The organism is Corynebacterium tuberculostearicum (assembly GCF_013408445.1).
In the GTDB taxonomy this organism is placed as follows: domain Bacteria; phylum Actinomycetota; class Actinomycetes; order Mycobacteriales; family Mycobacteriaceae; genus Corynebacterium; species Corynebacterium tuberculostearicum.
On record NZ_JACBZL010000001.1, the window covers coordinates 479,514 to 503,507 of the forward strand.

22 protein-coding genes and 1 pseudogene are annotated in these 23,994 nt (G+C 57.2%); 16 read left to right on the forward strand and 7 right to left on the reverse strand.

All coding sequences use genetic code 11. The annotated features are described in order from the left end of the window. The first annotated feature begins 3 nt into the window (after positions 1-3). The 5 genes from BJ985_RS02265 (at position 4) to BJ985_RS02285 (ending at position 4,353) form a co-directional block, all read left to right on the forward strand. The gene (locus BJ985_RS02265; RefSeq protein ID WP_005324666.1) at positions 4-642 is read left to right on the forward strand and encodes an NUDIX domain-containing protein; all 639 of its coding nucleotides are present in this window, start codon (positions 4-6) and stop codon (positions 640-642) included. After that, positions 639-1,529, forward strand: a complete 891-nt coding sequence (gene xerD / locus BJ985_RS02270) for a site-specific tyrosine recombinase XerD (RefSeq protein ID WP_179386469.1) — start codon at positions 639-641, stop codon at positions 1,527-1,529. Before BJ985_RS02265 ends, xerD begins: the two co-directional genes overlap by 4 nt. A gap of 12 nt (positions 1,530-1,541) precedes the next feature. Further along, positions 1,542-2,549, forward strand: coding sequence for a hypothetical protein (locus BJ985_RS02275; RefSeq protein ID WP_179386470.1), 1,008 nt, complete (start codon positions 1,542-1,544; stop codon positions 2,547-2,549). Positions 2,550-2,676: 127 nt separating this feature from the next. Further along, positions 2,677-3,549: a ParA family protein gene (locus BJ985_RS02280; RefSeq protein WP_040425292.1), complete on the forward strand. Its 873-nt coding sequence runs from the start codon at positions 2,677-2,679 to the stop codon at positions 3,547-3,549. A gap of 6 nt (positions 3,550-3,555) precedes the next feature. Next, complete coding sequence (locus BJ985_RS02285) at positions 3,556-4,353, forward strand: segregation and condensation protein A (RefSeq protein WP_150850796.1); 798 nt, start codon at positions 3,556-3,558, stop codon at positions 4,351-4,353. On the opposite strand, the gene BJ985_RS02290 is transcribed toward BJ985_RS02285, so the two are convergent. Next, on the reverse strand, positions 4,350-4,916 hold the full coding sequence (locus BJ985_RS02290) for a GNAT family N-acetyltransferase (protein ID WP_150850797.1): 567 nt from the start codon (positions 4,914-4,916) through the stop codon (positions 4,350-4,352). The genes BJ985_RS02285 and BJ985_RS02290 overlap by 4 nt on opposite strands. An 87-nt stretch (positions 4,917-5,003) precedes the next feature. On the opposite strand from BJ985_RS02290, the gene scpB reads away from it, so the two are divergent. The 5 genes from scpB (at position 5,004) to BJ985_RS02315 (ending at position 10,335) form a co-directional block, all read left to right on the forward strand. Continuing rightward, positions 5,004-5,558 carry an SMC-Scp complex subunit ScpB gene (scpB, locus tag BJ985_RS02295; RefSeq protein WP_179386471.1) on the forward strand — a complete coding sequence of 185 codons (555 nt, stop codon included), beginning with the start codon at positions 5,004-5,006 and terminating at the stop codon, positions 5,556-5,558. A 55-nt stretch (positions 5,559-5,613) separates the two neighbouring features. Next, entirely contained in the window at positions 5,614-6,525 is a 912-nt protein-coding gene (locus tag BJ985_RS02300) for a pseudouridine synthase (RefSeq protein WP_005324678.1), read from the forward strand. Continuing rightward, positions 6,525-7,220, forward strand: coding sequence for a (d)CMP kinase (gene cmk / locus BJ985_RS02305; RefSeq protein WP_179386472.1), 696 nt, complete (start codon positions 6,525-6,527; stop codon positions 7,218-7,220). The genes BJ985_RS02300 and cmk overlap by 1 nt, the downstream gene beginning before the upstream one ends. Further along, positions 7,213-8,793, forward strand: coding sequence for a ribosome biogenesis GTPase Der (der, locus tag BJ985_RS02310; RefSeq protein WP_179386473.1), 1,581 nt, complete (start codon positions 7,213-7,215; stop codon positions 8,791-8,793). The genes cmk and der overlap by 8 nt, the downstream gene beginning before the upstream one ends. A gap of 156 nt (positions 8,794-8,949) precedes the next feature. Continuing rightward, positions 8,950-10,335: an anaerobic C4-dicarboxylate transporter gene (locus BJ985_RS02315; protein WP_179386474.1), complete on the forward strand. Its 1,386-nt coding sequence runs from the start codon at positions 8,950-8,952 to the stop codon at positions 10,333-10,335. Here BJ985_RS02315 and BJ985_RS02320 read toward each other — a convergent pair. Next, on the reverse strand, positions 10,332-11,138 hold the full coding sequence (locus BJ985_RS02320; protein ID WP_179386475.1) for a class I SAM-dependent methyltransferase: 807 nt from the start codon (positions 11,136-11,138) through the stop codon (positions 10,332-10,334). The two genes, BJ985_RS02315 and BJ985_RS02320, sit on opposite strands and share 4 nt — an antisense overlap. A 37-nt stretch (positions 11,139-11,175) precedes the next feature. Here BJ985_RS02320 and BJ985_RS02325 point away from each other — a divergent pair, with 37 nt between their 5' ends. The 3 genes from BJ985_RS02325 (at position 11,176) to BJ985_RS02335 (ending at position 15,304) form a co-directional block, all read left to right on the forward strand. Then, a complete protein-coding gene (locus tag BJ985_RS02325) occupies positions 11,176-12,606 on the forward strand; it encodes an ABC transporter transmembrane domain-containing protein (protein ID WP_179386476.1) in 1,431 nt (476 codons plus the stop codon). Then, entirely contained in the window at positions 12,606-14,348 is a 1,743-nt protein-coding gene (locus BJ985_RS02330) for an ABC transporter ATP-binding protein (protein WP_179387562.1), read from the forward strand. The genes BJ985_RS02325 and BJ985_RS02330 overlap by 1 nt, the downstream gene beginning before the upstream one ends. Positions 14,349-14,536: 188 nt before the next feature. Continuing rightward, positions 14,537-15,304 carry a CE1 family esterase gene (locus BJ985_RS02335; RefSeq protein ID WP_257020402.1) on the forward strand — a complete coding sequence of 256 codons (768 nt, stop codon included), beginning with the start codon at positions 14,537-14,539 and terminating at the stop codon, positions 15,302-15,304. On the opposite strand, the gene BJ985_RS02340 is transcribed toward BJ985_RS02335, so the two are convergent. Further along, positions 15,301-16,560 (reverse strand): site-specific DNA-methyltransferase, encoded by a 1,260-nt coding sequence (locus BJ985_RS02340; RefSeq protein ID WP_179386478.1) that lies wholly within the window; start codon positions 16,558-16,560, stop codon positions 15,301-15,303. The two genes, BJ985_RS02335 and BJ985_RS02340, sit on opposite strands and share 4 nt — an antisense overlap. A gap of 275 nt (positions 16,561-16,835) precedes the next feature. Continuing rightward, positions 16,836-18,028, reverse strand: a protein-coding gene (locus BJ985_RS02345; protein ID WP_100067808.1) for an IS3 family transposase whose coding sequence is annotated in 2 segments (ribosomal slippage) — positions 16,836-17,749 and positions 17,749-18,028 — 1,194 coding nt in all. Because the reading frame shifts where the segments join, the coding sequence is not laid out codon by codon here. Between the two features lie 171 nt (positions 18,029-18,199). Here BJ985_RS02345 and BJ985_RS02350 point away from each other — a divergent pair. The 3 genes and pseudogenes from BJ985_RS02350 to BJ985_RS02360 all read left to right on the forward strand — a co-directional run bounded on the left by BJ985_RS02350 (position 18,200) and on the right by BJ985_RS02360 (position 21,402). Continuing rightward, entirely contained in the window at positions 18,200-18,373 is a 174-nt protein-coding gene (locus tag BJ985_RS02350) for an antitoxin (protein WP_179386479.1), read from the forward strand. Between the two features lie 171 nt (positions 18,374-18,544). Next, positions 18,545-19,841, forward strand: a pseudogene (locus BJ985_RS02355) (IS3 family transposase). Between the two features lie 178 nt (positions 19,842-20,019). After that, positions 20,020-21,402, forward strand: a complete 1,383-nt coding sequence (locus BJ985_RS02360; protein ID WP_236587088.1) for a hypothetical protein — start codon at positions 20,020-20,022, stop codon at positions 21,400-21,402. Between the two features lie 44 nt (positions 21,403-21,446). On the opposite strand, the gene BJ985_RS02365 is transcribed toward BJ985_RS02360, so the two are convergent. Genes BJ985_RS02365 through BJ985_RS02375 form a run of 3 tightly spaced genes read right to left on the reverse strand, consistent with a single transcriptional unit; the run spans position 21,447 to position 23,984 of the window. Further along, a complete protein-coding gene (locus BJ985_RS02365) occupies positions 21,447-22,055 on the reverse strand; it encodes a response regulator transcription factor (RefSeq protein WP_179386481.1) in 609 nt (202 codons plus the stop codon). After that, positions 22,048-23,193 (reverse strand): sensor histidine kinase, encoded by a 1,146-nt coding sequence (locus tag BJ985_RS02370; protein WP_005324713.1) that lies wholly within the window; start codon positions 23,191-23,193, stop codon positions 22,048-22,050. Before BJ985_RS02370 ends, BJ985_RS02365 begins: the two co-directional genes overlap by 8 nt. Continuing rightward, complete coding sequence (locus BJ985_RS02375) at positions 23,193-23,984, reverse strand: ABC transporter permease (RefSeq protein WP_179386482.1); 792 nt, start codon at positions 23,982-23,984, stop codon at positions 23,193-23,195. Before BJ985_RS02375 ends, BJ985_RS02370 begins: the two co-directional genes overlap by 1 nt. Positions 23,985-23,994 lie beyond the last annotated feature (10 nt).

The window sequence follows — 23,994 nt, forward strand, 5'->3', positions numbered from 1 at the left end:
CCCATGGCGCATGATTTCAAGGTGCTTGATTCGCAGCTGCTTGTCGAAGCCCCCATTCTCGCCCTCCGCCGCGACGAGGTAGTCATGCCCGGCGGCGTTTCTGCCTCCCGGGAAGTAGTCGAGCACCTAGGTGCTGTGGCCGTCGTAGCAGTGGACTCAGACGAGCGTATTGCGATGGTGTATCAGTACCGCCACAGCGTGGGAAAGCGCCTGTGGGAACTGCCGGCGGGATTGCTCGACGTTCGCGGTGAGGATGAGCTAACCGGCGCGCAGCGTGAGTTGCAGGAAGAGGCCGGTTTGAGCGCACAGACCTGGTCCGTGCTGACGGACCTTGTCACCTCGCCGGGTTTCTGCGAAGAGGCGGTTCGCGTATTCCTTGCCTCGGAGCTTTCCGACGTCCCCCGGATGGAGGCTACGGGGGATGAAGAGGCCGATATGGAAGTCGCCTGGGTGGGCCTCGACGAGGCCGTCGACAAGGTGCTGCGCGGTGACATCGTTAATTCCATCGCCTGCAGCGGCATCTTGGCGGCCTACGCTGTGCTGCGCGGCGGCAAGCAGACCCGCAGCGTGGAGGAGCCGTTCGACCTTCGACCGACCTCGATGAGCTCCCGCCGCACGGGCGCGGACCTAAAGCAGCTGTGAGTGCGCTAGAAAACATAGCGCAGACCTGGCTTAATCACCTAGCAGTCGAGCGCGGCGTTTCTGCCAATACCTTGAGCAACTATCGCCGCGATGTCCGCCGCTACCTTTCGTGGCTGGGGGATAACGGGGTAGAGGATCTGCGGTCGGTGACGCGACCGATGGTGGAGGCTTATCTTAAAGACCTGCGCTCACACATGGCTGTGTCCTCAGCCAACCGAGCGCTCATCGTTGCTCGCGGACTGCATAAATTTGCCGTGTCAGAAGGCGTAGTGGACGTCGATGTCGCGGTTGAGGTAACCCCTCCGTCAACCGGGCAGCATTTGCCGGAGACATTATCGGTAGATGAGGTCACCGCCCTCATTGAAGCGACTCCTACTGAAACTCCAGTAAATGTGCGCGACCGTGCCCTGCTGGAGATGCTCTATGGCACCGGCGCGCGAATCTCGGAAATCATCTCTCTGAACGTTGATGACGTGTCCTCCGCGCAGGAGGTAATACGCTTGCGGGGCAAGGGAGACAAAGAACGGATTGTGCCAGTGGGCTCGCATGCCCGCCAGGCTCTCGATGCCTACTTGGTGCGGGCGCGACCGGCGCTGAGCAAAGGTAAGACGCCGGCGTTGTTTCTCAATACCCGCGGTGGGGCTCTATCGCGTCAAAGTGCGTGGACTGTGTTGAAGACTGCAGCGCAGCGGGCGCAATTGGGAAAGTCCATTTCTCCGCACACCTTGCGGCATTCTTTTGCGACGCACCTGCTTGAAGGCGGCGCAGATGTGCGCACCGTGCAAGAATTACTGGGACATTCTTCGGTGACGACAACGCAAATATATACTCACGTCACTGCCGATTCCTTGCGCGAGGTCTGGCGCACTGCGCACCCCCGTGCCTAAGAAAGGACCTATATGTTTTCAACTCGTGTAGCTGGTGCGGTGCTATCTACCGCATTGATTTTCCCAGCGGTGGCACACGCCCAGCTGCCGCCGGAAGTAGAGGCTGCTATTGCCGCTCCCATTTCGGTTCCTGCCGGCCAGACCACGACTGTAAGCTTGCCCGTGCCGGCCGAAGCCAACTACTCCGGCGATGGGTGGAACGTGTCTGCCTCAGGTACCTCCGCTACCATCACCGCCCCGGCAGATGGCGGCCAAATCTCGGTTCCTGTCTCCGCCCAAGGCATGAATGCAACCCTGACGCTGGTAGCCGATGGGTCGGTCGCACAGGAGGACATTCAGGAAGAAATTGACGGCGCGGAAGGCGGCCCGAACCCAGCGCCAGCGCCGGATCCGGGCTCGGATAAGCCGGCACAAGGCGACAAGGCGCCAGCCGGAAACGATGCCGAGGGCGGAGATGACAGGCCCGTGCCGGCGAAAGAAGATAGCAACTTGCCGGTTGTTCCAGGTAAAAAGCCGGAGCGCAAGCCTGCTGGGGAAGCCAACCTTGAAGGTGCGGAATACGTCAATCTCGAATCCAAAATCGAAGGCAATACTATTACCGCGAAGATGGGCCTCAAGCAGGCCTATGACCTCTACCAGCAGTTCAAGGACACGCAAGAAAATGACGTCACGCTGCGCTACCTCGATGGCGAGGGCAATATTATCCAAGGCGTAGAGCGTGACGTGGATGCCTCTTCTCGAACCCTCACCTTGACCTATCCGGAGGGCGAGGCGCCTGATAATCCCTTCATCATGCAGTTGCTGCGCAATGACGGTTCCGGGGCCGCACTCATCGTCACGTTGCAGGACCCTAACTATCAATCCGCCGCGGAAAACCTCGATGAGCGCCAGCAAAAGGACCCCAAAGAAGAAGACGGCGGCTCACATTTGGGCTGGATTATTGGAGGGGCAGCCGCGGCGGTACTCATCGCACTCATAGCCCTGGTGGCAATTCTCAAACGCCGTTTTAGTCAACGCTAAACGCTTGATATAGGCTAAGTCTCGGTACTTTTAACCTGTAACGGGTACGCTTTAATGACAACGTTGTAATCAACCCTAAGCCAAGTGTCATGGTCCGGAACTTGGCGTCAAGGAAGCAGGTGTGACTGTGAGCGAAGAGGGTCTATTTTCTGCCTCTGACGTAGAGGTGGGGCTGACCGGTCGTCCTATCCGTGAGCTACCGGAACCCGCACCCTTGGAAAAGCATGGGCCGGCCACCATCATTTCGATGTGTAACCAAAAGGGTGGCGTAGGTAAAACCACCTCAACCATCAATATGGGTGCCTGCTTGGCCGAGTACGGCCGTAAAGTCCTCTTGGTTGACCTTGACCCCCAGGGTGCGCTTTCGGCGGGACTCGGGCTCACGCATGACGATATCGAGGACACCATCTATGACGTGATGCTCGATAGCCACACCTCTATTCATTCCGCTATCCAGCACACCGGGGTATCGGGCTTAGATCTGGTGCCGGCGAATATCGACCTTTCCGCTGCGGAAATACAGATGGTCAATGAAGTCGGTCGCGAGCACACCCTTGCCCGCGCCCTGCGTCCCGTGCGCCGCGATTATGATTTCATCATTATTGACTGCCAGCCCTCCTTGGGCCTGCTCACCGTCAATGCCCTTGCTTGCTCACAGGGTGTGATCATCCCTATGGAGTGCGAGTTCTTCTCTCTGCGCGGTTTGGCGCTGTTGACCGATACCGTGGAAAAGGTTTCTGATCGCATTAACTTTGACCTTGAGGTCATGGGAATTCTAGTGACCATGTTTGATCGCCGGACCAAGCACGCCCGGGAAGTTATGTCCCGAGTGGTGGACTACTTTGGCGATAAGGTCTTTGACACCGTCATTACCCGGACCGTTCGGTTCCCAGAGACTTCGGTAGCCGGCGAGCCGATTACTACCTGGGCGCCAAGCTCCCCGGCCACGCAGCAGTACCGGAACTTGGCCAAAGAGGTCATTGAGCGCTCGACCGTTTAAGGTATCGTGACCCAGCCGGAGATTACGGGCTTTCGCATTGCACTGCGGAATTTTGAAGGCCCTTTTGACCTGCTTTTGCAGCTTATTCAGTCCAAGAAGATGGACGTGACTGACGTTGCGCTGTCAGAAGTAACGGACGAATTCGTGGCGTATACACGCCAGCTGGGAGAGTCCGCTGATCTGGATGAGACCACTGATTTTCTATTGGTGGCAGCTACGCTTTTGGATTTGAAGGCAGCGCGGCTTTTGCCGCGCGGTGATGTCGACGATATTGAAGACTTGGAACTGCTGGAGTCGCGCGACCTCCTTTTTGCCCGCCTGTTGCAGTACAAGGCTTATAAACAAGCAGCGGACCAATTCGCCGTGTGGCAGCGCGAGGCGCAGCGGAGCTATCCGCGGGCGGTTTCCATCGAGGAGAGGTTTGCTGAGCTTTTGCCTCCAGTTTCGCTCGGTCATACGCCGGCCAGCTTTGCCGAGCTAGCGGCGGGCGTGTTCCGTCCCAAGCCACCGGAGGAAGTGGCAACCGGCCACGTGCACGCCGTAGCAGTATCGGTGCCAGAGCAGGCCGGCAAGATTTTGGAAACACTCAAGCTTCTCGGCGCAGGTCAATGGACCAGCTTTGGTGCACTAACCCGCGACTGTACGGTTTCTATGCAGGTAGTGGGGCGTTTCTTGGCCCTGTTGGAGTTGTACAAAGCCAAAGCGGTTGATGCACAACAAGAAGAAGCGCTGGGTCAGCTGGACCTATCGTGGACAGGCCTGGATGTTGACCCAGCGGTAGTTGCCGCAGCGAACTGGGACTAAGGGCGCTGCTGGATGAATTTCAGCGTCTCGGGGGAGAGCTCGCGGTCGGAGTAGACGCGTACGTCTGGTTCCTCGGGGTTGTCCTCGGTGCCTATGCGGCGCCCTTCCCATACCTGATTGAGCCCTTGCTTTTCGATGACCCGGATGGCCGCCGGGTGATTTGTTGTCACGCGAGCGGTAATGGGGGAGTTGGGGTCCACCTGGCGGATGCTCTTCACCGCCTCGGAGGTGATTTCGGTGGCAAAACCGGCACCCCAATGGGCGGGGCGCAGGCGGTATTTGATGTCCCAGAAGTTTGCCTCGTCGACGAAGATGGCACCACCGACGCCGACGAATTCCGAAGGGTTGTGGCGCATATACGCGGCCCAAGGGCCGAAGTGGTGAGCGTCCCACGACTGGGAGGATGCTTGTGCGAGTGCACGCGTGGTGCGGATATCGGCAAAGCGCCCATTGGGACGGTGGCTCCAGATGCGTCCGTCGCTGTAGACCTTGTGGGTCTCTTCGGTATTAGCGGCGGACAGCGGGATGAGGATGAGTCTGTCGGTGCGAGTGATGGTTTCCATGACAATATGTTAGACGAGTCACAGTGGTGAGCGAAAGTGATTTGGGAATTTTCTGCGACTTTTTCCTCTGCAGTAAACTCGGGCGCTATGGATCTTCCCCTCATCTCGCAGCTGCGCTCCCGTCTTGAGTCCATATTGCTCGTGCTCGACTCCCCGGCCTCTGTGGAGGCTTTGGCGCGTGCGCTAGGGGCAGAGAGGGACGTCGTCAGTGATTGCTTGCGTTCTATTCAGCGGGAGTTGGATAGTCGCGGTTCTGGTATTGACCTGCGCGAGACTCAAGAGGGGTGGCGCTTTTATACGCGCACCGACAATGCCGGCGCGGTAGAAGAATTTCTCTTGGATGGCGCCCAAACCAAACTTTCTCGCGCCGCCCTGGAGACTTTGGCGGTAGTGGCCTATCGCCAGCCCGTTACTCGCCAGCAGGTGGCGGCGGTTCGCGGCGTCAATGTCGATGGCGTAATGCGAACCCTTAACCTGCGCGGATTGGTCCGGGAGCTGCCGCAGGATGATTTTGAGGGCGCCGCGCACCGGTATGAGACGACGGAATTATTCCTCGAGTTATTGGGGATCGATTCTTTGGAGCGCCTGCCAGACTTGGCGCCGCTGTTGCCTGACGTCGAGGCGATCGACGAAGAGTACTAGCGTGGGGTAGGATTGCCCAGGTAATTTCATATCTTCGAGAGAAAAGGACACGTACGTGACTCCTCCCGCTCGCCGTGACGGCACACCGGATAAGAAGCAGCGAGACAGTGACATCATTGTCTCCAATGCCAAGCCGGCCCGTCACCAGCATGTGTCAAAGAAAAAGCAGAAGGCTACTGCAGAATCCGTAGCCCGCGAATTGGGTGCCGATTGGCTGGTCGATGAAGACAAGCCCAAGGGAGAGCGCCTCCAAAAGGTGCTCGCCAAGGCAGGGGTCGCTTCCCGTCGCCACGCAGAAATCCTCATCGATGCCGGCCGAGTTGAGGTCAACGGCAAGATCATCGCCAAGCAAGGCGTCAAGGTAAACCCCTCCGTCGACGTCATCCGAGTGGACGGCGTGCGCGTCAACGTCAATGAGGAGCACGAATATTTTGTGCTCAATAAGCCGCGCGGCATGCAGTCCACCATGTCCGATGACCTGGGGCGCCCGTGCGTGGGTGACGTGGTGTCAGAAAAGGTCGCAGCTGGCCAACGACTCTTCCACGTCGGCCGTCTCGACGCCGATACGGAAGGCCTGCTCATCCTCACCAATGATGGCGAGTTGGCCAACCGCTTGATGCACCCTAAGTACGAGGTGACCAAGACCTACCTCGCCACCGTATTGGGTGAGGCCGATAGGAAGCTCGTGCGACAGCTCAAGGAAGGCATCGAGCTGGAAGACGGATTGGCAAAGGCCGACTTTGCACAGGTAGTTGATACCAACCAGGGTTATTCCTTGGTGCGTCTTGAACTGCATGAAGGCCGCAAGCATATCGTGCGCCGCATGTTGAAGGAGGCCGGCTTCCCCGTGCAGCGCCTGGTGCGCACCAAGCTGCATACAGTCCAGCTGGGCGATATGAAGCCTGGAGGTCTGCGTGCCCTTAATTCCAGCGAGCTGACTAGCCTGTACAAGGCGGTGGAGATGTAATGATTTCTAATATGCCGAATGAGGGTCTCATCCTCGCCGTGGATGGCCCATCTGGAACTGGAAAGTCGACCACGTGCCGTGCGCTGGCCAAGCAGCTGGATGCAAAGTACGTCGACACTGGTGCTATGTACCGAGTGGCAACGCTTGCTGTGCTGCGTGAAGGCGTCGACCCTGCTGATACCGCCGCGGTTATTGCGGCTACGGCCAATCTGCCCTTGGGAGTATCCGATGACCCGGACTCCACTGAAGTTCTCCTCGGCGGCGAGGACGTCTCGCGCGTTATTCGCGAAGACGAAGTCACCCGTAATGTTTCCGCCGTATCAGCCATTCCGGAGGTGCGCGAGAATCTGGTAGCGCTGCAGCGCAAGCTTGCCCGCCAAGCGCACCGCGCGATTGTAGAAGGGCGCGATATTGGCACTGTGGTGCTTGCCGACGCCCCCGCTAAGGCATTCATGACTGCCTCTGCCGAGGTCCGCGCGCAGCGCCGCCAAACCCAGAATGAAAAGGCGGGCATCGCTTCGGATTACGAGACGGTGCTCGCAGATGTCCAGCGCCGTGATGCGGCGGATTCTTCCCGCAAGGCCTCACCTTTGCGCCCAGCGGAAGACGCAACCCTAGTCGATACCTCCAATATGAGCCCAGAGGATGTGCTGGAAGCTCTGATTAACGTGGTAAAGGAGTCTGTCAATGACTAATCACGATCCCCAGGAAGAGTCGGAGACTCAGTTCCATTACCCAGCCGGTAAGTTCGATGACGAGGTGGTAGAAGCCTCTCCTGGTTGGGCCGCCGATGATTTCAATACCGAGGAATTCGACTATGACTTTGATGACTCGGAATTTGGTGAGGCAGATTATAGCGACGATGCGCACGCAGAAGAGCCTCTGAGTGAAGAGGAGTGGGAAGAACTCTCCCGTGCCTTCGGCGTGGAATCCGATGATCACACCGAAGAAGCTTTGTGCACGGTGGCCGTTGTCGGTCGCCCAAATGTGGGTAAGTCCTCCTTGGTTAACCGTTTCCTTGGCCGCCGTGAAGCGGTGGTAGAAGACCACCCAGGTGTTACCCGTGACCGAATTTCCTACGTTGCAGACTGGAACGGTCAGCGCTTTTTGGTACAGGACACCGGTGGCTGGGATCCCAACGTGAAGGGTATCCATGCGGCGATTGCCCGCCAGGCAGAAGTAGCCATGGAAACCGCCGATGTCATCGTTATGGTGGTGGACACCAAGGTGGGCATCACGGAGACGGATGAGGTCATGGCCCGCCGCCTGCAGAAATCGCCTGTGCCGGTGATTTTGGTATCGAATAAGTTCGATTCCGATAATCAGTACGCGGATATGGCGGAATTTTATGCCTTGGGCTTGGGCGATCCGTGGCCCGTATCCGCCCAGCATGGTCGCGGTGGTGCGGACGTGCTCGATGAGATTTTGCGGGTCTTCCCTGAAGAACCCCGACAGACCGCGATTACCTCTGGCCCTCGCCGCGTCGCTTTGGTGGGCAAGCCTAACGTGGGCAAGTCCTCGCTGCTGAATAAGCTCACCAGCGAGGAGCGCTCCGTGGTCGACAACGTCGCGGGAACCACCGTGGATCCGGTGGACTCTCTAGTGCAGCTGGATGAGCAGCTGTGGAAGTTCATTGATACCGCGGGCCTGCGCAAGAAGGTAAAGAATGCGCAGGGGCATGAGTACTATGCGTCCTTGCGTACCCGCGGCGTTATCGATGCGGCCGAGGTCTGCATTATGCTTATCGACGCCTCTGAGGAAATCTCCGAACAAGACCAGCGCGTGCTCAATATGGTGCTCGAGGCGGGTAAGGCCCTGGTGATCGCGTTTAATAAGTGGGACCTCATGGATGAGGATCGCCGCTACTACCTGGACCGAGAGATTGATCAGCAGCTGAGCCACTTGCCGTGGGTCACGCGCGTGAATATCTCTGCGGAAACGGGCCGCGCGCTGCAGAAGCTGGAGCCGGCCATGATTGAGGCACTGGAAAGTTGGGATCAGCGTGTGTCCACGGGCCAGCTGAATAACTGGTTGCGTGAGGCTATCGCGGCTAATCCGCCGCCGATGAAAAATAACCGCCTGCCGCGCGTATTGTTCGCCACGCAGGCCTCGACTCAGCCGCCGACCATCGTCTTGTTTACGACGGGCTTCTTGGACGCGGCATACCGCCGCTACCTTGAGCGCAAGTTCCGCGAGCGGTTTGGTTTCCACGGAACGCCTATCCGCATCGCAGTGCGAGTGAGGGAAAAGCGCGGCAAGAAGCGCTAGCAGTATGCCCGTTACGCTGGGATTATAGCACTCAGGCGAGCGATCATTGCACCGGACACGGTGTGAGAATTCGCTCGCCTTTCCGTTTATGTCCGGTCATGTGGGTCTGGATAGGATATAACCAGTCAAATATTCTCTCGTGATGGAAGGCTCAGCATGCTAGCCAGCGTAATTGCGCCAGATTCAATTCTGGCCATCGTGCTCCAGGTCATCATCATCCTCAGCGCCCTGCTATTGGGCACTCGCTATGGTGGTATCGGATTAGGACTTATTTCCGGCATCGGTTTGATGCTCATGGTCTTTGTCTTCGGCCTCGCCCCGGGTGAGCCGCCGGTATCCGTGATGCTGACCATCATTGCGGTCATCGGTTGCGCCGCCACCTTGCAACAGGCGCGCGGCCTAGAAGTGATGATGCAATTTGCCGAGAAATTTCTCCGCGCCCACCCAGAGCGCATTACCATCCTCGCGCCGCTAACCACTTGGTTCCTGACGGTCCTGTGCGGTACGGGCCACGTGGTCTACACGATGTTTCCGATCATCGAGGACATTGCCCTGAAGAAGGGCATCCGCCCAGAGCGCCCCATGGCCGTGGCATCAACGTCGGCTCAGATGGGTATTACGGCCTCGCCAGTATCTGTGGCCACCGTATCCCTAGCGTCCATCATCGCGGAAAACGCCGGTGCTATCGATCACGCCTATTCCATTCCGCAGATCCTCATGGTGGCTATGCCCGCCTCGCTTGCCGGTGTCATTCTTGCCTCGCTGTGGTCGCTGCGCCGCGGTAAGGACCTGGACGAGGACCCGGCATTCCAGGAGCGCATGAAGGATCCGGAGTTTGCAGAAAGCATTCACCAGTCCACCGGATCGCTGATGGATGAAGAATTTTCGCCGGAAGCAAAACGAGCAGTGGTTATCTTCCTCGTGGCTATCGCCAGCGTGGTCGCGCTCGGTGCGTTCGAATTCCTGCGCCCACTCGTCCCAGGCGATGATGGCGAGTTGAGCCCGCTGTCGATGAACCTGGTTATCCAGATGGTCATGCTTGTTGCCGGCGCAATCATCTTGCTTAGCTGCAAGGCTGACCCGAAGAAGATCGCGTCCACGCCAGTCTTTAAGGCCGGTATGACCGCAGTATTCTCGGTCTTTGGCGTGGCATGGATGGCAGATACCTTCTTCGAAGCCCATATCGATGTCCTAGAATCCAACCTCGGGTCCGTGGTCGAGGCCGCCCCGTGGGCCTACGCGGTGGTACTGGTCATCGTGTCCAAGCTGGTTAACTCCCAGGCCGCCGCCCTGGTTGCCATCGCTCCGATTGGCCTGCAGCTCGGCATCGATCCCGCTATTATCGTCGGTTTCTACGGCGCAGCGTATGGCTACTTCATCTTGCCAACCTACCCTTCGGACCTAGCCTGCATCGGCTTCGACCGCACGGGCACCACTCACATTGGCAAGTTCGTCATCAACCACTCCTTCCTTGTCCCTGGCGCCATCTCGGTGTTCACCTCCTGCGTGGTGGGCTCGCTACTGGCGCAGGTCCTGCTCTAATCCGAATCCCGTACCAGCACGAAGGCATCCGTGCGGTACGGGATGCGTAGTTTTTGCCCCGGCTTAAATCCCATGTGCTCGTAGAGGTACCAATCCAGGTTGTGGGTCATACGCTCATGGATGGCTTCGCCATTGCGCAGCCAATAGGAGCGGGTATGCATCAATTGGTGAAGCTGCTCCGGGGTAAGTTCGTTCTCCCAGGTCAAGCGCAGCTCTCGGTCCAAAGACCACGGCGCCGTATAGTCCGGGTAAAAGCCTGGCTTATGTACATCGCCGGAGTGCATGATGCGAGATAGCCGCAGGATCCAGGGGTCCGCGTTGACATCGAGCGTGTTCCACACCAGGAGAATCTTCCCGCCCGGCGCGAGGACGCGGTCAAGCTCTGCACAGGCGGCTGGCACGTCGACCCAGTGCCAGGTTTGGGCGAGGCAGGCGGCGTCTAAGGAGGCGTCGGCAAGCGCGGTGTTTTCGGCCGTAGCACGAAGGACGGGCAGGCGGAGGTGGGCTGCGAGGATTCCGGCCATATCAGCGGAGGGCTCCAGAGCCACAACCCGGGCATTGGGTAGGGACTCGGTGAGTTTTCCAGTACCGGCGCCAATATCGGCAACGGTATGGGCGTCAGCAATAAGGGCAGAAACCTCGTCCGGATAGCCGGGGCGCACATCATGATAGGTGCTCGCGCCGCGGCGGAAGGCCTGGGCGGAAGCGGTGCGTTGCGCGGCATCGCGGAAGCCGGGGCCTTGTCTAGTGGAGGCCTTGCGGTAGCTAGGGAAGTGGCTGGGATCGGGGTGGCGAGTCGACATAGCCCATCTAACCTACCGCGAATTAGAATGGCAGCCTATGAAGACACTTCCTGCACCATCAGATCCCAGGTGGCTGCTAAAGACCGTCTTTTCTCGTCCATCCCTCACTGTGCCGGCCGCGCTCTGCATGGCTGTCTCTTTTCTGCTTAACGGATCGACTCCAGTGATCGTGGGACATGCCATTGATGAAGCTGTGTCGAAAGGATCCGTTGACCGACTAGGCATGTGGCTGGTGGTATTGGGGGCAGCTTTTGGTCTGAATACCATAGCCGCATGGTTCGGACGCGGCCTCAACGCGCGAGCCATGCTAGTAATTGGGCACGATGTCCGCATGGCCATCACGGATAGGATTCAGGATCCGCGGGGCCTTGCGGGCAGGCCTCGCACCGCCGGCGAGCTACTGGCCATCGCCTCCACGGACGCACGGCGCGTGCAGAATGCCGTCATGATGACGGTCTTTCCCGTCGCTGAGATCACCGCCATTGTGTATGTGGCGATTATGGCTAGCCGTATTAACCTGCCTTTAGGCATAGCCATTTTGTGCGGCGGGCCGCTCATGGTGTGGGGCTCAGTGCGCGCGGCAAAGCCTCTGCGTACGCGTTCCGGAATCCGCCAAGCGGCGTTGGCCAAAGCCAGCTCCATGACCACCGATGTGGTCCAAGGCCTGCGGATCCTTAAGGGCCTGGGCGCTGTAGCCACAGTGAGTAGGCGTTATTCCGCGGTGTCTGGTGACGCCTATGCGCGAACGGTAGAAGCCAATGGTGCCCAAGCCCGACTTAATGCGACTACGGAGATTTTGGGCTCGGTATATGTCATTGCAGTGGGTATTGGTGCAGGAATGATGGCTATGCGCTCCATGATGAGCGTAGGTGAACTCATTACGGTCATCGGCCTTACGCAGTTCATTATCACCCCGATGACGATGCTGGGCCGAAATATTGCCTCGCGGTGGGCGGCAGCACAGGCAAGCGCTGAGCGCATTACCGCCCTCCTTGCCGCCCCCGGGGTGGAAAAGAGCGAACCGCAGGTTCCAGCCCCCGCTCCTGGGGTCAACGTGGTACCCGAACCTGTTCCAGAGGATCTCGTCTTTTTGCCGCGCGAGCGATTCCTGGTTGTTCCACACGAAACTATGCTTTTCGAGGGGACCGTGCGGGACAATATTCATCCGGATAGCGCGAGTGCACAACGAGCCCTCTTCGTAGCTGCAGGGGAAGATATCCCGGGCGGGTTGGACCGTGAGGTGGGAGAAGGCGGCCGAAACCTTTCTGGTGGACAACAACAGCGCGTGGCGCTTGCACGAGCCATTGCTGCCGACGCAGAAATTTTAGTTTTGGCCGACCCAACTACCGCGGTGGATTCGGTGACCGAGCAGGAAATTGCCCAGCGGGTGGCGCATCACCGCGGTTCTAAGCCCACGCTTGTCTTCACCACTTCGCCGGCGTGGGCAACAGTGGGGGCGGAGCTATGATGCGTTTTCCCACGGCCTCTTGGCCCCAAGTGCGTAAGGAAGTGGGCCGCCAGCTTTCCGACGTCCCCGGTGCCCGCCCCCAAGCCGCAGCGGCCTTGGCCTTGCTTACCGCAGGCGCCGGCAGCAATGTAGCGATCCCCATCCTATTGGGAAAGATCGTTGACGCTGTCATTGATCACGGCGACATTGTGCCCATCGGTATCTCGCTGGTGCTGGTGGCTGTGGTCTCCGCGCTGTTTTCCGCGACGGGGTTCTATGTCCTTTCGCGCCTGAGCGAGCGCGTGATCTCCGCTTTGCGGGAAGATATGGTCTCTACCGCTCTCCGCCTGCCTACCCACCGTGTGGAGGAAGCCGGCACTGGGGATTTGGTCTCTCGCTCGACCGACGACGTAGCAGAACTATCGGCAGCCGTAACCGAGACCGTTCCTGTGCTGGCGAAATCCGTCTTCGCCATCGCAACCACCGGGGTGGCACTAGTCAGCCTCAATTGGCAATACTTACTGGTAGTAGGCGCAGTTACGCCGTTATATTTCATTGCTGCGCGCCAGTACCTGCAGCGCGCTCCACAGCGCTATACCGACGAACGCGCTGCCATGGCGGAACGGGCACGCAGGCTCCTGGAGGCAATTCGCGGGCGAGAGACTGTGCGCGCCTTTGGCATGGAAGACCAGATGCATGCCGGTATTGAACGTGCCTCCGCACAGGTGGTGGACAAGGGCTACGCTGCGCGAAGGACAATGATGGTCCTGCAGCTATGGATGACGGTCATTGAGCTAGTCATGCTGGTCTGCGGTCTGGTCGTTAGCTTTTGGGTGGTGCAGTCTGGGGCCCTCACCGTTGGCGCAGTCACCGCGGCCATGCTCCTTCTTATTCGCTTGCGCGGTCCGCTCATGGGATTGATGCGAGTCATCGATACCGTTCAATCCGGCTATGCCTCCCTGTCACGGATAGTTGGGGTGGTCATGGATCCGCCACGGGCGGTGCCAGACTTCGGCGCCCCGACCCCAGGTGGAGTTGCCGAATTAAAAGAAGTGAGCTTTCGCTACGATGACGGCGGCTGGGCTGTGCAAGACGTAAACCTTAAGCTTCCCGCTGGACACACCGTAGCTTTAGTGGGAGCCTCTGGTGCGGGAAAGACCACGGTCGCTGCTCTTCTAGCCGGACTGCGGGTGCCTGCTGCCGGAACAGTCGTGGTCGATGGAGTAGAGGTATCGGCCCTTTCTGATTCCGAACGGGTGGCGCGTTTAGCGATGATTTCCCAAGAGGTTCACGTATTCTCAGGAACCCTGCGCGAAGATTTGTCCTTGGCTGCCCCGCAAGCCTCAGACGCACAAATGGAAGATGCACTACAGCGCGTCGGCGCACAGTGGTATGCGCAGTTAGAAGAGGGCCTAGATACAGTCATTGGCGCTCGGGGGATCCACCTAGACCCAGTAGCAGCGCAGCAACTTGCGTTGGCGCGAATATTGCTTTTAGATCCCAAGATCGTCATCATGGATGAGGCCACCGCAGAGGCCGGATCGGTGGGGGCAGAATCTCTGGAAGAAGCCGCCACAGAGGTCACCCGTGGGCGTACCGCACTGGTAGTGGCGCACCGACTAGACCAAGCCGCACGAGCCGATAGCATCGCCGTGATGGATAACGGGCGGGTGGTGGAGCAAGGCAGTCACCACGAACTGTTAAATTATGGTGGCCGCTACAAGCAATTATGGACCGCATGGCAGAAGGGACGACAAAGATGAACGCGAGGTCGCTACGGGTCGTGTTAGGCGCAGTAGCAGTGAGTTTCCTTGCGGTTGCCGGCGCATCATGTTCGGCCGATTCGCCGGACTCCGCGCCTCAAGCAGTCCCAACTGAGACGAAAAACCTAGGTATTCCAACCTCCGCACCGCTGAGCGGACCCGAGCCGGGAAGCTATACAACAGTTAATCTGCCCTCGGGGCGTTCCTTTATCCTCAGCGTGCCCAAAGACTACACTGGGGAGAAAAAGTGGCCCATCGTCCTGGCCTTTCCAGGCTGGGGACAATCTGCCGAAAATCTCCGCGGCTATTCTCGCCTCGATGCCGCTGATGCCATCACCGTTTTCGCAGAAGGCAAAAAGAAGGCTTGGAGCCCTGCTCCCTATGCCAAGACGTCAACGGCAGAAGACAAGAAATTTGTTCGCGACATCATTGATGCCGTTCGAGCAACGTATCGGGTAGATGACTCCCGGATTTTTGCTACCGGGATGTCGAACGGTGGCGGGTTTGCCGCCTACCTGGCTTGTCAGATGCCCGATGTCTTTAAATCCGTGGCTACAGTTTCCGCCGCCTACTACAAAGATATTCTCAAAGACTGTGCTCATTCACCCGTGGGCCGATTGGATATGCACGGCACTGTGGACCCCGTGGTGGGCTACTACGGTGGAACGCGCCATAAGACCAAGTACTATTCCGTGGAATCCGTGCTGGAACAAGACCGTAAACGCAATGGTTGCTCTACCAATGTCGATACGACCCGCCTGGTCAACAATGCACTCGATATGAAGTGGAGCGGCTGTACCGCACCGCTTGAACACATCCGTATCGCCGGAGGCTCACACGTATGGCCCGGTGGTACAGCAGATGCACACAATGAGGTAGGAAAATTCTTCGCTACCGACCGCGTCCTAGACTTCTTCGGCATTCCCGGTCGCCCGTCTGGTACCGCACAGACTTAGTCCTGGCGATAGACCTGAAAGTTAGCGCCTGGAACCTTGCGCACCCTTTCAATGCAAATATCTGCAATGGTAGAAAAGCCCGCGCGATGAGCAGCGCTACGCGGGGAGGTTGGCTCTGGAATTTGCACAAGGTGAAAAGACCGAGTGCCCCCATCGTCGTTATTGAGTTCCACTACCGCCTGGGCAGTGGTGCCGGAGCCCGCAAAAAAGTCAAGGACGCGCGCATCCTTTCCACCCGCAATGGAAATGAGGTGCTTTATCAAGCGCACCGGCTTGGGAAACTCGAAAACGCCCTCTATCCCCATGACGTCTTCAGCATCGCGCCTGCCAGTGCGGGTGACCCCAAAGCGCTCCCCGTCCAAAATTGAGCGCGGGCGTGCACCAACTTTCTGATAGTTCTTGGTGTAGACAAAACCTCGCCGGAAGACGAGCTCATCGAAGCGCTGTTCAACCTTATCCCGGCCCCAGCGCCAACGGGCGACCTTTTCTTTTCCCACCGGCTGGTCCGGCCAATATTCCTTGCCGTCGGGCCCAGAGATAGGGAAGTCGAGGGAGGGAAGATACCCAAGGGTCTTAGAGTCCAAACGCACCAAGGAGTACTTCCCTTTGTCATCCTCATGGTTGTATTTGGTAGAAGTGTGACCTTGGAGATCGACATTGAACCCCGGATTGTCGGGAGTACGGGCGTAACACAGAATATATTCGTGTTCTACCACCGCGTACTTAGAATCGTTCTTGCCGGTGCCGGCCTTTTTCCAAATCAATTGGCCGGCAAAGCACTCCTCTCCAAAAACTTCATCGAGTACCTTGCGCGTATTGGCCACTTCGTCTTCTCCAATGGAGACAAAAATGAAACCTTGTGCGGAAAGTACGTCTCGGGCCAAGATGAGTCGGGGAAGCATCATCGACAGCCATTGCGAGTGCCATTCTGCATAGCTTCCGGAACGCATCTGGCGGCGCAATCGGTAGTTATCGCGGTAGACAAAGTCTTTGCCCGTGTTATAAGGCGGGTCGATATAGATAACGTCAAAGAGTTCTCCGCGGGAGGCGAGCCTTTGCAGAACCGGAAGATTATCTGCCGCAATAATCGCGTTGTCCGTGTCGCAGGCTGTGCTGAGCGCGGAATCACGCGTGAAACGTCGGCTCAGCGGCGATCTGGCAGCTGCTCGGGCAGCCTCTTTACCTGGCCATACTAAGCCAAAGAATTCCGTGCCCGGTTCCGGGGTGGACGGTGGCACTGAGGTAGGTGAAGCCATGGTGCGAAGCCTTCGTTGGTAAATCGTCGATACCGTCTTACGCTATCACTTGCAAGATTGAGGAAATTTGGCCTGAAGCTAAATTGTGCACCCTGATTTTGCTTATACTTCGCTAGGGTAGGGCTAAAGCGGCAGGCCTTATTGGGTGCTCGATAGGCTGCGGGGGTGTCTGGATGCCCCTGAGAACAATCGCGGTGCGGGGCGGTAAAATTTGTTTGGTCTAGTGACCGAAGACTTGGGCCTGACCCCCGGAAAGTGGACACGTCGGGGGTTAGCTATGCTGCTCTAGTCAGTGTAGCTGAATTCTCGGCTTCAAAGACGTCAGGAGCTGAAAGATTGCACCAGGAGTGCCGTCGGCGTGTGTTGTAGCGCATGCACCACCGGAAGACTTCTTGGCGGCAGGAGATCGGATTGTCAAAGACTTTCCTGTCACGCAAGATTTCCCGCTTGAGCGTGGCGTTAAACGATTCTGCTAGGGCGTTATCAGCACTCGTTCCTACCGCTCCCATAGACTGGCGCACACCCAACGACGAGCAATAGTTCCTAAAGGCTTGTGAGGTGTACACGCTGCCGTGATCAGAATGGAAAATTGCCCCTTTAAGGCTTCCGCGGACTTTCCTGGCATGGGACAAAGCTTCGATAACCAGTGATACCCGCATGTGATCGGCGAGTGCATGTCCGACAAGTTTGCGCGAGTAGACGTCGATGACCGTGGCCAGGTACATGTTCTTGCCGCCCTTACACGGCAGGTACGTAATGTCGCCTACATAGACGTGGTTTGGCCTGTCAGCTGTGAATCTGCGGCCTACTAGATCTGGCATGACGCGGTGACCAGGCTTACGCCTGGTAGTGACGCATCGGCGGCGTTTGGTAAAGCCTTTAAGTCCCATGGATTTCATGATTCGTGCGACTTTCTTGTGATTTATCGGGCCAAAGCTCGTATCGGCTTTAAGGCTTGCAGCGATGCGTTTAGCACCATAAAGCCCGTATTCATCATCGAAGATGGTCTTGATTCTTGCACCAATAAGAGCATCCGAACACGTCTTTAACCTGCGTTCTTCGCGGGTTTGCACCCATTTGTAGAACGAGGAGCGATTGAGCTTTAACACCTGGCACATCCGCTTAACCGAGAATTCGGTTCGGTGGTCATAGACAAACTGGAAGCGGATCACCAGTGAGTCTCTTCGGCAAAATATTTCGCGGCCTTGCGCAGGATGTCACGTTCTTCGCGCAGCTTTGCGTTCTCTTTTTCTAACTGGCGGATCCGTTCGGAATCATTCGCTGCTTGGACCTTGTCGCGCATGCTTTTTGTGCGGGCACGTTTGCCGGTGCCGTACTTCTTGATCCAAGAATGCAGCGAGGCACGGTTGATACCGAGCTCTGCTGATGCTGAGTTCAGTGAGAGGTCCTCATTGTTTTCGTAGAGGGCCACGGCATCGCGTTTGAACTGTTCGGAGTACCTGGACATGGTGGTAGATTACCTTTCTTCCAGCCCGACTGGGCTGGATATCAGGTGTCCACCAAACAGGGGTCAGGTCCCTTTTCGGTGGCATGTTGGCTCAATTGTCGGTACGTTGGGGTGTGTTGCCGGACACGGCAGCTTTTAGATAAAGCTAGAACTAGAAGAAAGGATAACCACATGGGTATCTTCGATAAGGCAAAGGACGCACTGAACTCCGACAAGGGCGAAGAGCTCAGCGACAAGGGCTTGGACAAGGCAGCTGACGCAGCTAAGGGCAAGCTCGGCGAGGACAAGGCTGACCAGATCGACAAGGCTCGTGACGCAGCTGACGGCAAGCTCGGTAACGAGTAAATAGCTTCGCCCGCTTGAAGGGTGAATGGCTACTTTCTATTTTGGCCCCCAGCCCGTAAGGGCTGAACTGCTCCCCATTAGTTGGACTGAGAAATCAGTTTCCGATTAGTGGGGAGTAGTTTTCATTGAGAGCTCGAAGTTTGGTGAGTGAGCATCAGCGGGAGCAGTTGGTTGAACTATTTGAGCAAGGCGTGGGCTATCGTGCCGCTGCTACTGCTCTTGGTGTCTCCACATACGCCGCCCGTATGCTCTGTCGTCGGTTTAAGCTGCATGGCAGACTATGTCTTGTGGAAAAACCGACTAAGCAGCAGTATTCGTTCGAAATCAAGACCGAAGTTGTCCAACGCCACCTTTCTGGTGAGACAGCGATGGATCTTGCGCGCGAGTTTGGCCTGTCATCAGAGCACTTGGTCGGCGGATGGTCGAGGAAATGGCGTAAAGGTGGCGATGAGGCACTAAAACCGAAGCCGAAGGGCAGGCCCAAGGGTTCGGGCACGCCGAAGCCGCTTTCGGAGGAAGCGAAGCTGCGTCGCCAGATCGCGCGGTTGGAAGCGGAAAACGCATATCTAAAAAAATTGCGGGACTTGAGGAATCAGGGACACGCCTGAAGGTCCAGGCGATTGTCATCCTCAAGTCACGGCATCGTCTGCACTACCTTTTGGATGCGGCCGGCATGGCACGGTCGACATTCTTCTATCACCAGAAACGACTCAGCGATCCGGATAAGCACGCTGCGCTCAAAGACGCGATCTGGGAAAGCTTCGAGCGCAACAAGCATCGCTATGGCTACCGACGAGTGCTACTTGACCTGCGCAACCAGGGGTGGGTGGTCAATCACAAGCTCGTCTACAAACTCATGCGCGAGATGGGGCTTCGAGCCAAGGTCCGCCAGCGCAGGCGATATGTTTCTTATAACGGGACGATCAGCCACATTGCCGACAACACACTTGACCGCAAGTTCACTCCAGATAAGCCAAATACCGTCTTTGTTAGCGACGTCACCGAGTTCAGGGTCGCAGGCCGCAAGGTCTACCTGTCACCGGTGATGGATCTGTTCGACCGTTCAATCGTTGCCCACACCGTGGCTACATCGCCGTCGACAGCGTTTACCGCCGATTCTTTAACTAAGACGATTAAAACGTGTGCGCCTGAGCCTGGGTGGATGATGCATACCGATCAAGGTTTCCAGTACAAGCATTCGTCCTGGCGCAACCTGATTCATGACAACGGTGGTGTTCAGTCAATGTCGCGTAAAGCCAACTGTTACGACAACGCGGTCATGGAGAATTTCTTCGGGCACTTGAAAACCGAGATGTACCACGGAGAAGTCTTCGACACCGTCGCAGAGTTCAACCAGGCCATCGACGAGTACATCCAGTGGTACAACACCGAACGCATCCAACAACGACTCAAGGGTCTGACCCCGATGCAATATCGAAATCAGACCCTTGAAGCCCTAACCGCCTAGAATTAAACCAGTCCAACTTTCGGGGGCCAGTTCAGGCAGGGGGCCAAAGTTATATGAAGACCAGTGGTACAACGCCGGGAAAGGTCTATATTGGTGCTCCCACCTGTTTGTGGGTGACTCAACTAATAAAGTGAACGTATCCCAAGCAAATTTGCATGAAATCGCTAGGATTATATTTGTGAACAATCTTGAAGGCACCGTTTCCCCTGCGGGCTCCACTAAGCAGCGCTTGCTGGAGCAGAGTGCCCGTATCCTGGCTAAGGGTGGGCGCGACGCTTTAAAGGTTTGTGCTGCGGCGGAGCAGATCGCTGTTCCAGTCGATGAAGCTAAGTCTTTCTTTGAAGATGACCACGACCTTTACATTCAGACCAGCCGGTTCTTGGATGAGCGTCTCCGAGTAGCTGCCTACGAGGCGCTCGATAAACTGCCAGATGACGCGACCGCGATTCAGAAACTTCGCGAGTCTGCCAAGGTCTACTTCAACTTGGCTCTTGATAACCCCACCTACTTCGCCGCCTATAACAACTGCGAGACGGCAACGAGCTTTCCCAACTTTGAGGACGGCATCGAAGAGTCGAAAAGCTTTGATGCCTTCCCACCCACTTTCCGCTGGATGCTTGAACACATGCGGGAAGCCGCCATTGCAGCACGCGGCGATTTTGATCACCGTTTGGTAGTGATCCAAGCACTTACTTTCTTGTCTGAGTTGCAGGGCATTACTCACTTGGCCACGTTCGGCATTATGCGTCATCTCTCGCCCACGGCGAAGAAGCAGACCTTTAATGCTTGCATTGAGACTTTGTTCTCTGGCTTGGAAGATAGCTTGCGTGACGGGGAGATTGCGCCCTTTGAACCACAAGCACTCGTTGGCGATCCAGCGGAACCGTTTACTACAGCAGCAAAGGACATGCCAAAGTCTACGATTGAGGAAAAGCGTGCAGCCATCTTCCGTGGTGCGGCCGAAGAGATTGTCTATAACGGTCTTCCTAGCTTGCATCTCGGCTCTGCTGCTGCGCGAGCGGGCGTAGATTTGGCAGACGCGGAGCATCTTTTCGACGGTAATTCTCACCTGCTGCGCTCTTTGGAAGAGTCTTTGGATGAAGCCAATACGCTAGCAATCATGCGCCAGAACCAGGCCGTGCCGGAAGGATCCCACGGGCTGGCTTATATTAAGGCAACCGGCTTCGGGTATTTGGAGTATGCGCTAGAAGACCCCGTCGGCTTTGTCGCCCTCATTGAGGTTTCGAGCCGCTCGATCGTGCCCGTCTCTTTCGATGAGTCCGGCGATAGTGAGCAGCCATTTGATATGGGTAAGGCCTTTACCTTCATCATGAATCTGGTGCGCGATGCCATTTCTGAGTCGAATGGACCTCGATCGCCATGGATTCTTTTTACCCAGATTGCGGCGCTGTGGGCCTGCATCCACGGCCTCTCGCAGTTGAGTACTGTAGGAGCCCTGCGCTATCACTCGGCTAATTTCTACTTCAACCTAGCTTCCAAGGTGATGGACGTGGTTCTTCAGGGCATGGTCAATGTCCTTGAGCTAAAGAAGCCAGAATAGGAAGTCAAGCAATAAAGGGGACCCGCAGCGGGCTCCTCTTTTTTCTATATCCACCCTTGTGCCTGCGCTGTGGTTGCTGCCTCATAGCGGTTCCCAGTTCCTGTCTTGGCGATGAGCGAAGAGACAATATTGCGCACTGTGCCAGTGCTCAGGTGAAGGTGCCCGGCAATCTGGCGGGTGTCGCTCCCCTCCAAGACATGACGTGTGACCTCCTTTTCGCGTGTGGTTAGTGGATTGTCCGGCGTGAAAATAGTCTCCTGGGCCAATGCAGGGTCGATGACCTTTAGACCGGCGTGCACTCGCCTAATGGCTTCGGCAAGTTGTTCGGGTGGGGTGTCCTTGACTACGAAGCCAGCTACGCCCGTTTCCAAAGCACGTTTGACGTAGCCACTGCGCCCAAAGGTCGTGACAATCAGGCTGCGGCAACCCGTGCCCTCTAGTTCAGCGGCCGCATCAAGACCGTTCTTAACGGGCATTTCAATATCGAGTAGGGCAACATCGACGCCATGCTTGGCGACGAGCCCTGCAACTTCCGCGCCCGTTGCGCACTCAGCCACAACGCTGATATCCGGCTCTGTGTCCAAGAGGGCAACTAGCGCCCCACGCACCAATGATTGGTCCTCAGCAATGAGAACTCGGATGGGATCAGTCATTGCCTGAGCCTCCGACGGTAGTAAGAGGAAGAAAATCCGTGTCACCATTCATAGTAACCAAGGCCAGAGTACAGCCATTGCGGCGCGCAAAGAGCAGCTGTCCGCCAGCATCTATTATGCGTTTGCGCAAACCGACAATCCCACCGTGGGCACGAGAAAGGCTTTCGTCAGCGTCAAACCCGCAGCCATCGTCCACCACCTGGAGTTGGTGGTCTGTCACCTGGACCCAACAGTGCGCTGCGCCTGAGTGGCGGACTACGTTTGTGGTCAACTCGCGCAGCGCCCAGGAAAATTCGGCGTCGTAAAGCCCAGCGCTTTTGGCCGCTGGGGGCAAGTACGACACAATGCCGGCAGTGTCGAGAGCCCTGTAAGCCGCGTGGATTTCCCCTTCAAAAGTGGGCATGCGCATCCGGGTTACTGTGGAGCGGACTTCCGCCAAGCCTCTCCGAGAAAGCGCGCTCACCTCCTGGAGCTCCTGCTGCGCCCGTTGCGGATCCGAATCTATTAGACGGCGGGCAAGCTCTAATTTGAGGTTGATAACGGTTAAAGAGTGGCCCAAGAGATCGTGAACATCGGTAGCGATGTCCTCGCGTTGGCGTGCCAAGTCCAATTCATGTTCCAATTCAGCGCGGCTATCTTCGCGCTGGGAAAACGTACCTAACAGTACTAGTAGTATCGGCCAGGCGAAAAGGACTATCAGGGCCCAGCCGGTGCTTTCAGGAGCGAAGAACCACGAGGTGGTGGCGAGCACGGTCCCCATTAGCAGGGTGAGCGCTAATGCTCGGCGTAGCGGAAGGTTAAAGCCGAGCAGCGCCGCCAGGTAAGGCACAAACGTGACGGCTATAATCCCGAAGAAACCAATTGATGTCGCTGCGATGGCCGCGAGTGACACCCAATAAAGCCCGATCCGCTGTCCTAACCGCCATCCGCGTGGGTAGTAGCCCACAGCGCCAAAAGAAAAGAAGTAGACAGCACTAAACGCTAGAACGCACGCAGAAGCCCCAATTCGTCCAGCGAGCGTCGTGCCCGGCGCGGCAAAGGTCATCACCAACCCGGGAATGAGGAAGACCAACCATACGCTGGCGAAAAGCGCGCTATTGAGGCTAAAACCGCGCCACGGCTCGTGAAAGGGGCCCATTAACGGCGCGCCTTGTCGCGGGAGCGCAGCACCAGGCAAGCGGTGAGAAAGATGGTCGTCCATACCGCGAAGTTTAACCATGCGGCCCACATGGGGTGCGACACGGTGCCTTCCTCCCCGTTAAGAAACTGCATGCCTTCTGCAAGGGGCCACTGGGCGAGCACAACCGGGCCAAAGAGGGGAGTGAAGCGGCCCAATTCCATCAGCGGCTCGGTAAGGGGAGTGAATACATTGGCGGCAAAGAGGAAGAGGACAACGGAGGTCGAGGCGATTGCGACAGAATTGTCGGTGGGCAAAGCCATGGCCCACACCAAGCCATAAAAGCCAAAGGGAATGGAAACTAGGACGCAGGCGATAATGGCTAAAACCCATTGGTGTGGTTGCATTGCAGCTTGTGTCATGGCACCGGCGATAAACACCGCGGTGATGGGAAGCAGTGCCTGAAAGCCGATGGATATCAGGTTTGCCCACAGAATCTGCCGTGGATGCAGGGGAGTAAGTGCTAATTGGCGCGCCCACCCAGTCTTGGTATCTGTCACGGCGGAGCCAGCGGCGGAGACGGAACCAGCGACGCCGCCGTAAAGGGCCATGCTGATCATCTCTAAGGCGGCGAAGTTTCCGCCTTTAAAGGAGGCATTACCAAAATCCATCATGGTGCCAAAGAGCAGGTAGAAAAATACCGGCAAGAACGTGCTGAAAAACAGCGGGGTAAGGTTACGGCGAAGGCGCAACAAGTTATGGATGGCAAACCCGAAAGTGCGCGCACTGGTTGTTGCTGACTGTGCAGTCATTGAATATTCC

Coding starts and splice junctions, on each gene's coding strand:
- BJ985_RS02265 (WP_005324666.1), top strand. CDS start 4: ATGGCGCATGATTTCAAGGTGCTTGATTCGCAGCTGCTTGTCGAAGCC.
- BJ985_RS02275 (WP_179386470.1), top strand. CDS start 1,542: ATGTTTTCAACTCGTGTAGCTGGTGCGGTGCTATCTACCGCATTGATT.
- BJ985_RS02290 (WP_150850797.1), bottom strand. CDS start 4,916: ATGGAAACCATCACTCGCACCGACAGACTCATCCTCATCCCGCTGTCC.
- scpB (WP_179386471.1), top strand. CDS start 5,004: ATGGATCTTCCCCTCATCTCGCAGCTGCGCTCCCGTCTTGAGTCCATA.
- cmk (WP_179386472.1), top strand. CDS start 6,525: ATGATTTCTAATATGCCGAATGAGGGTCTCATCCTCGCCGTGGATGGC.
- der (WP_179386473.1), top strand. CDS start 7,213: ATGACTAATCACGATCCCCAGGAAGAGTCGGAGACTCAGTTCCATTAC.
- BJ985_RS02315 (WP_179386474.1), top strand. CDS start 8,950: ATGCTAGCCAGCGTAATTGCGCCAGATTCAATTCTGGCCATCGTGCTC.
- BJ985_RS02320 (WP_179386475.1), bottom strand. CDS start 11,138: ATGTCGACTCGCCACCCCGATCCCAGCCACTTCCCTAGCTACCGCAAG.
- BJ985_RS02325 (WP_179386476.1), top strand. CDS start 11,176: ATGAAGACACTTCCTGCACCATCAGATCCCAGGTGGCTGCTAAAGACC.
- BJ985_RS02330 (WP_179387562.1), top strand. CDS start 12,606: ATGCGTTTTCCCACGGCCTCTTGGCCCCAAGTGCGTAAGGAAGTGGGC.
- BJ985_RS02340 (WP_179386478.1), bottom strand. CDS start 16,560: ATGGCTTCACCTACCTCAGTGCCACCGTCCACCCCGGAACCGGGCACG.
- BJ985_RS02350 (WP_179386479.1), top strand. CDS start 18,200: ATGGGTATCTTCGATAAGGCAAAGGACGCACTGAACTCCGACAAGGGC.
- BJ985_RS02365 (WP_179386481.1), bottom strand. CDS start 22,055: ATGACTGATCCCATCCGAGTTCTCATTGCTGAGGACCAATCATTGGTG.
- BJ985_RS02370 (WP_005324713.1), bottom strand. CDS start 23,193: ATGGGCCCCTTTCACGAGCCGTGGCGCGGTTTTAGCCTCAATAGCGCG.
- BJ985_RS02375 (WP_179386482.1), bottom strand. CDS start 23,984: ATGACTGCACAGTCAGCAACAACCAGTGCGCGCACTTTCGGGTTTGCC.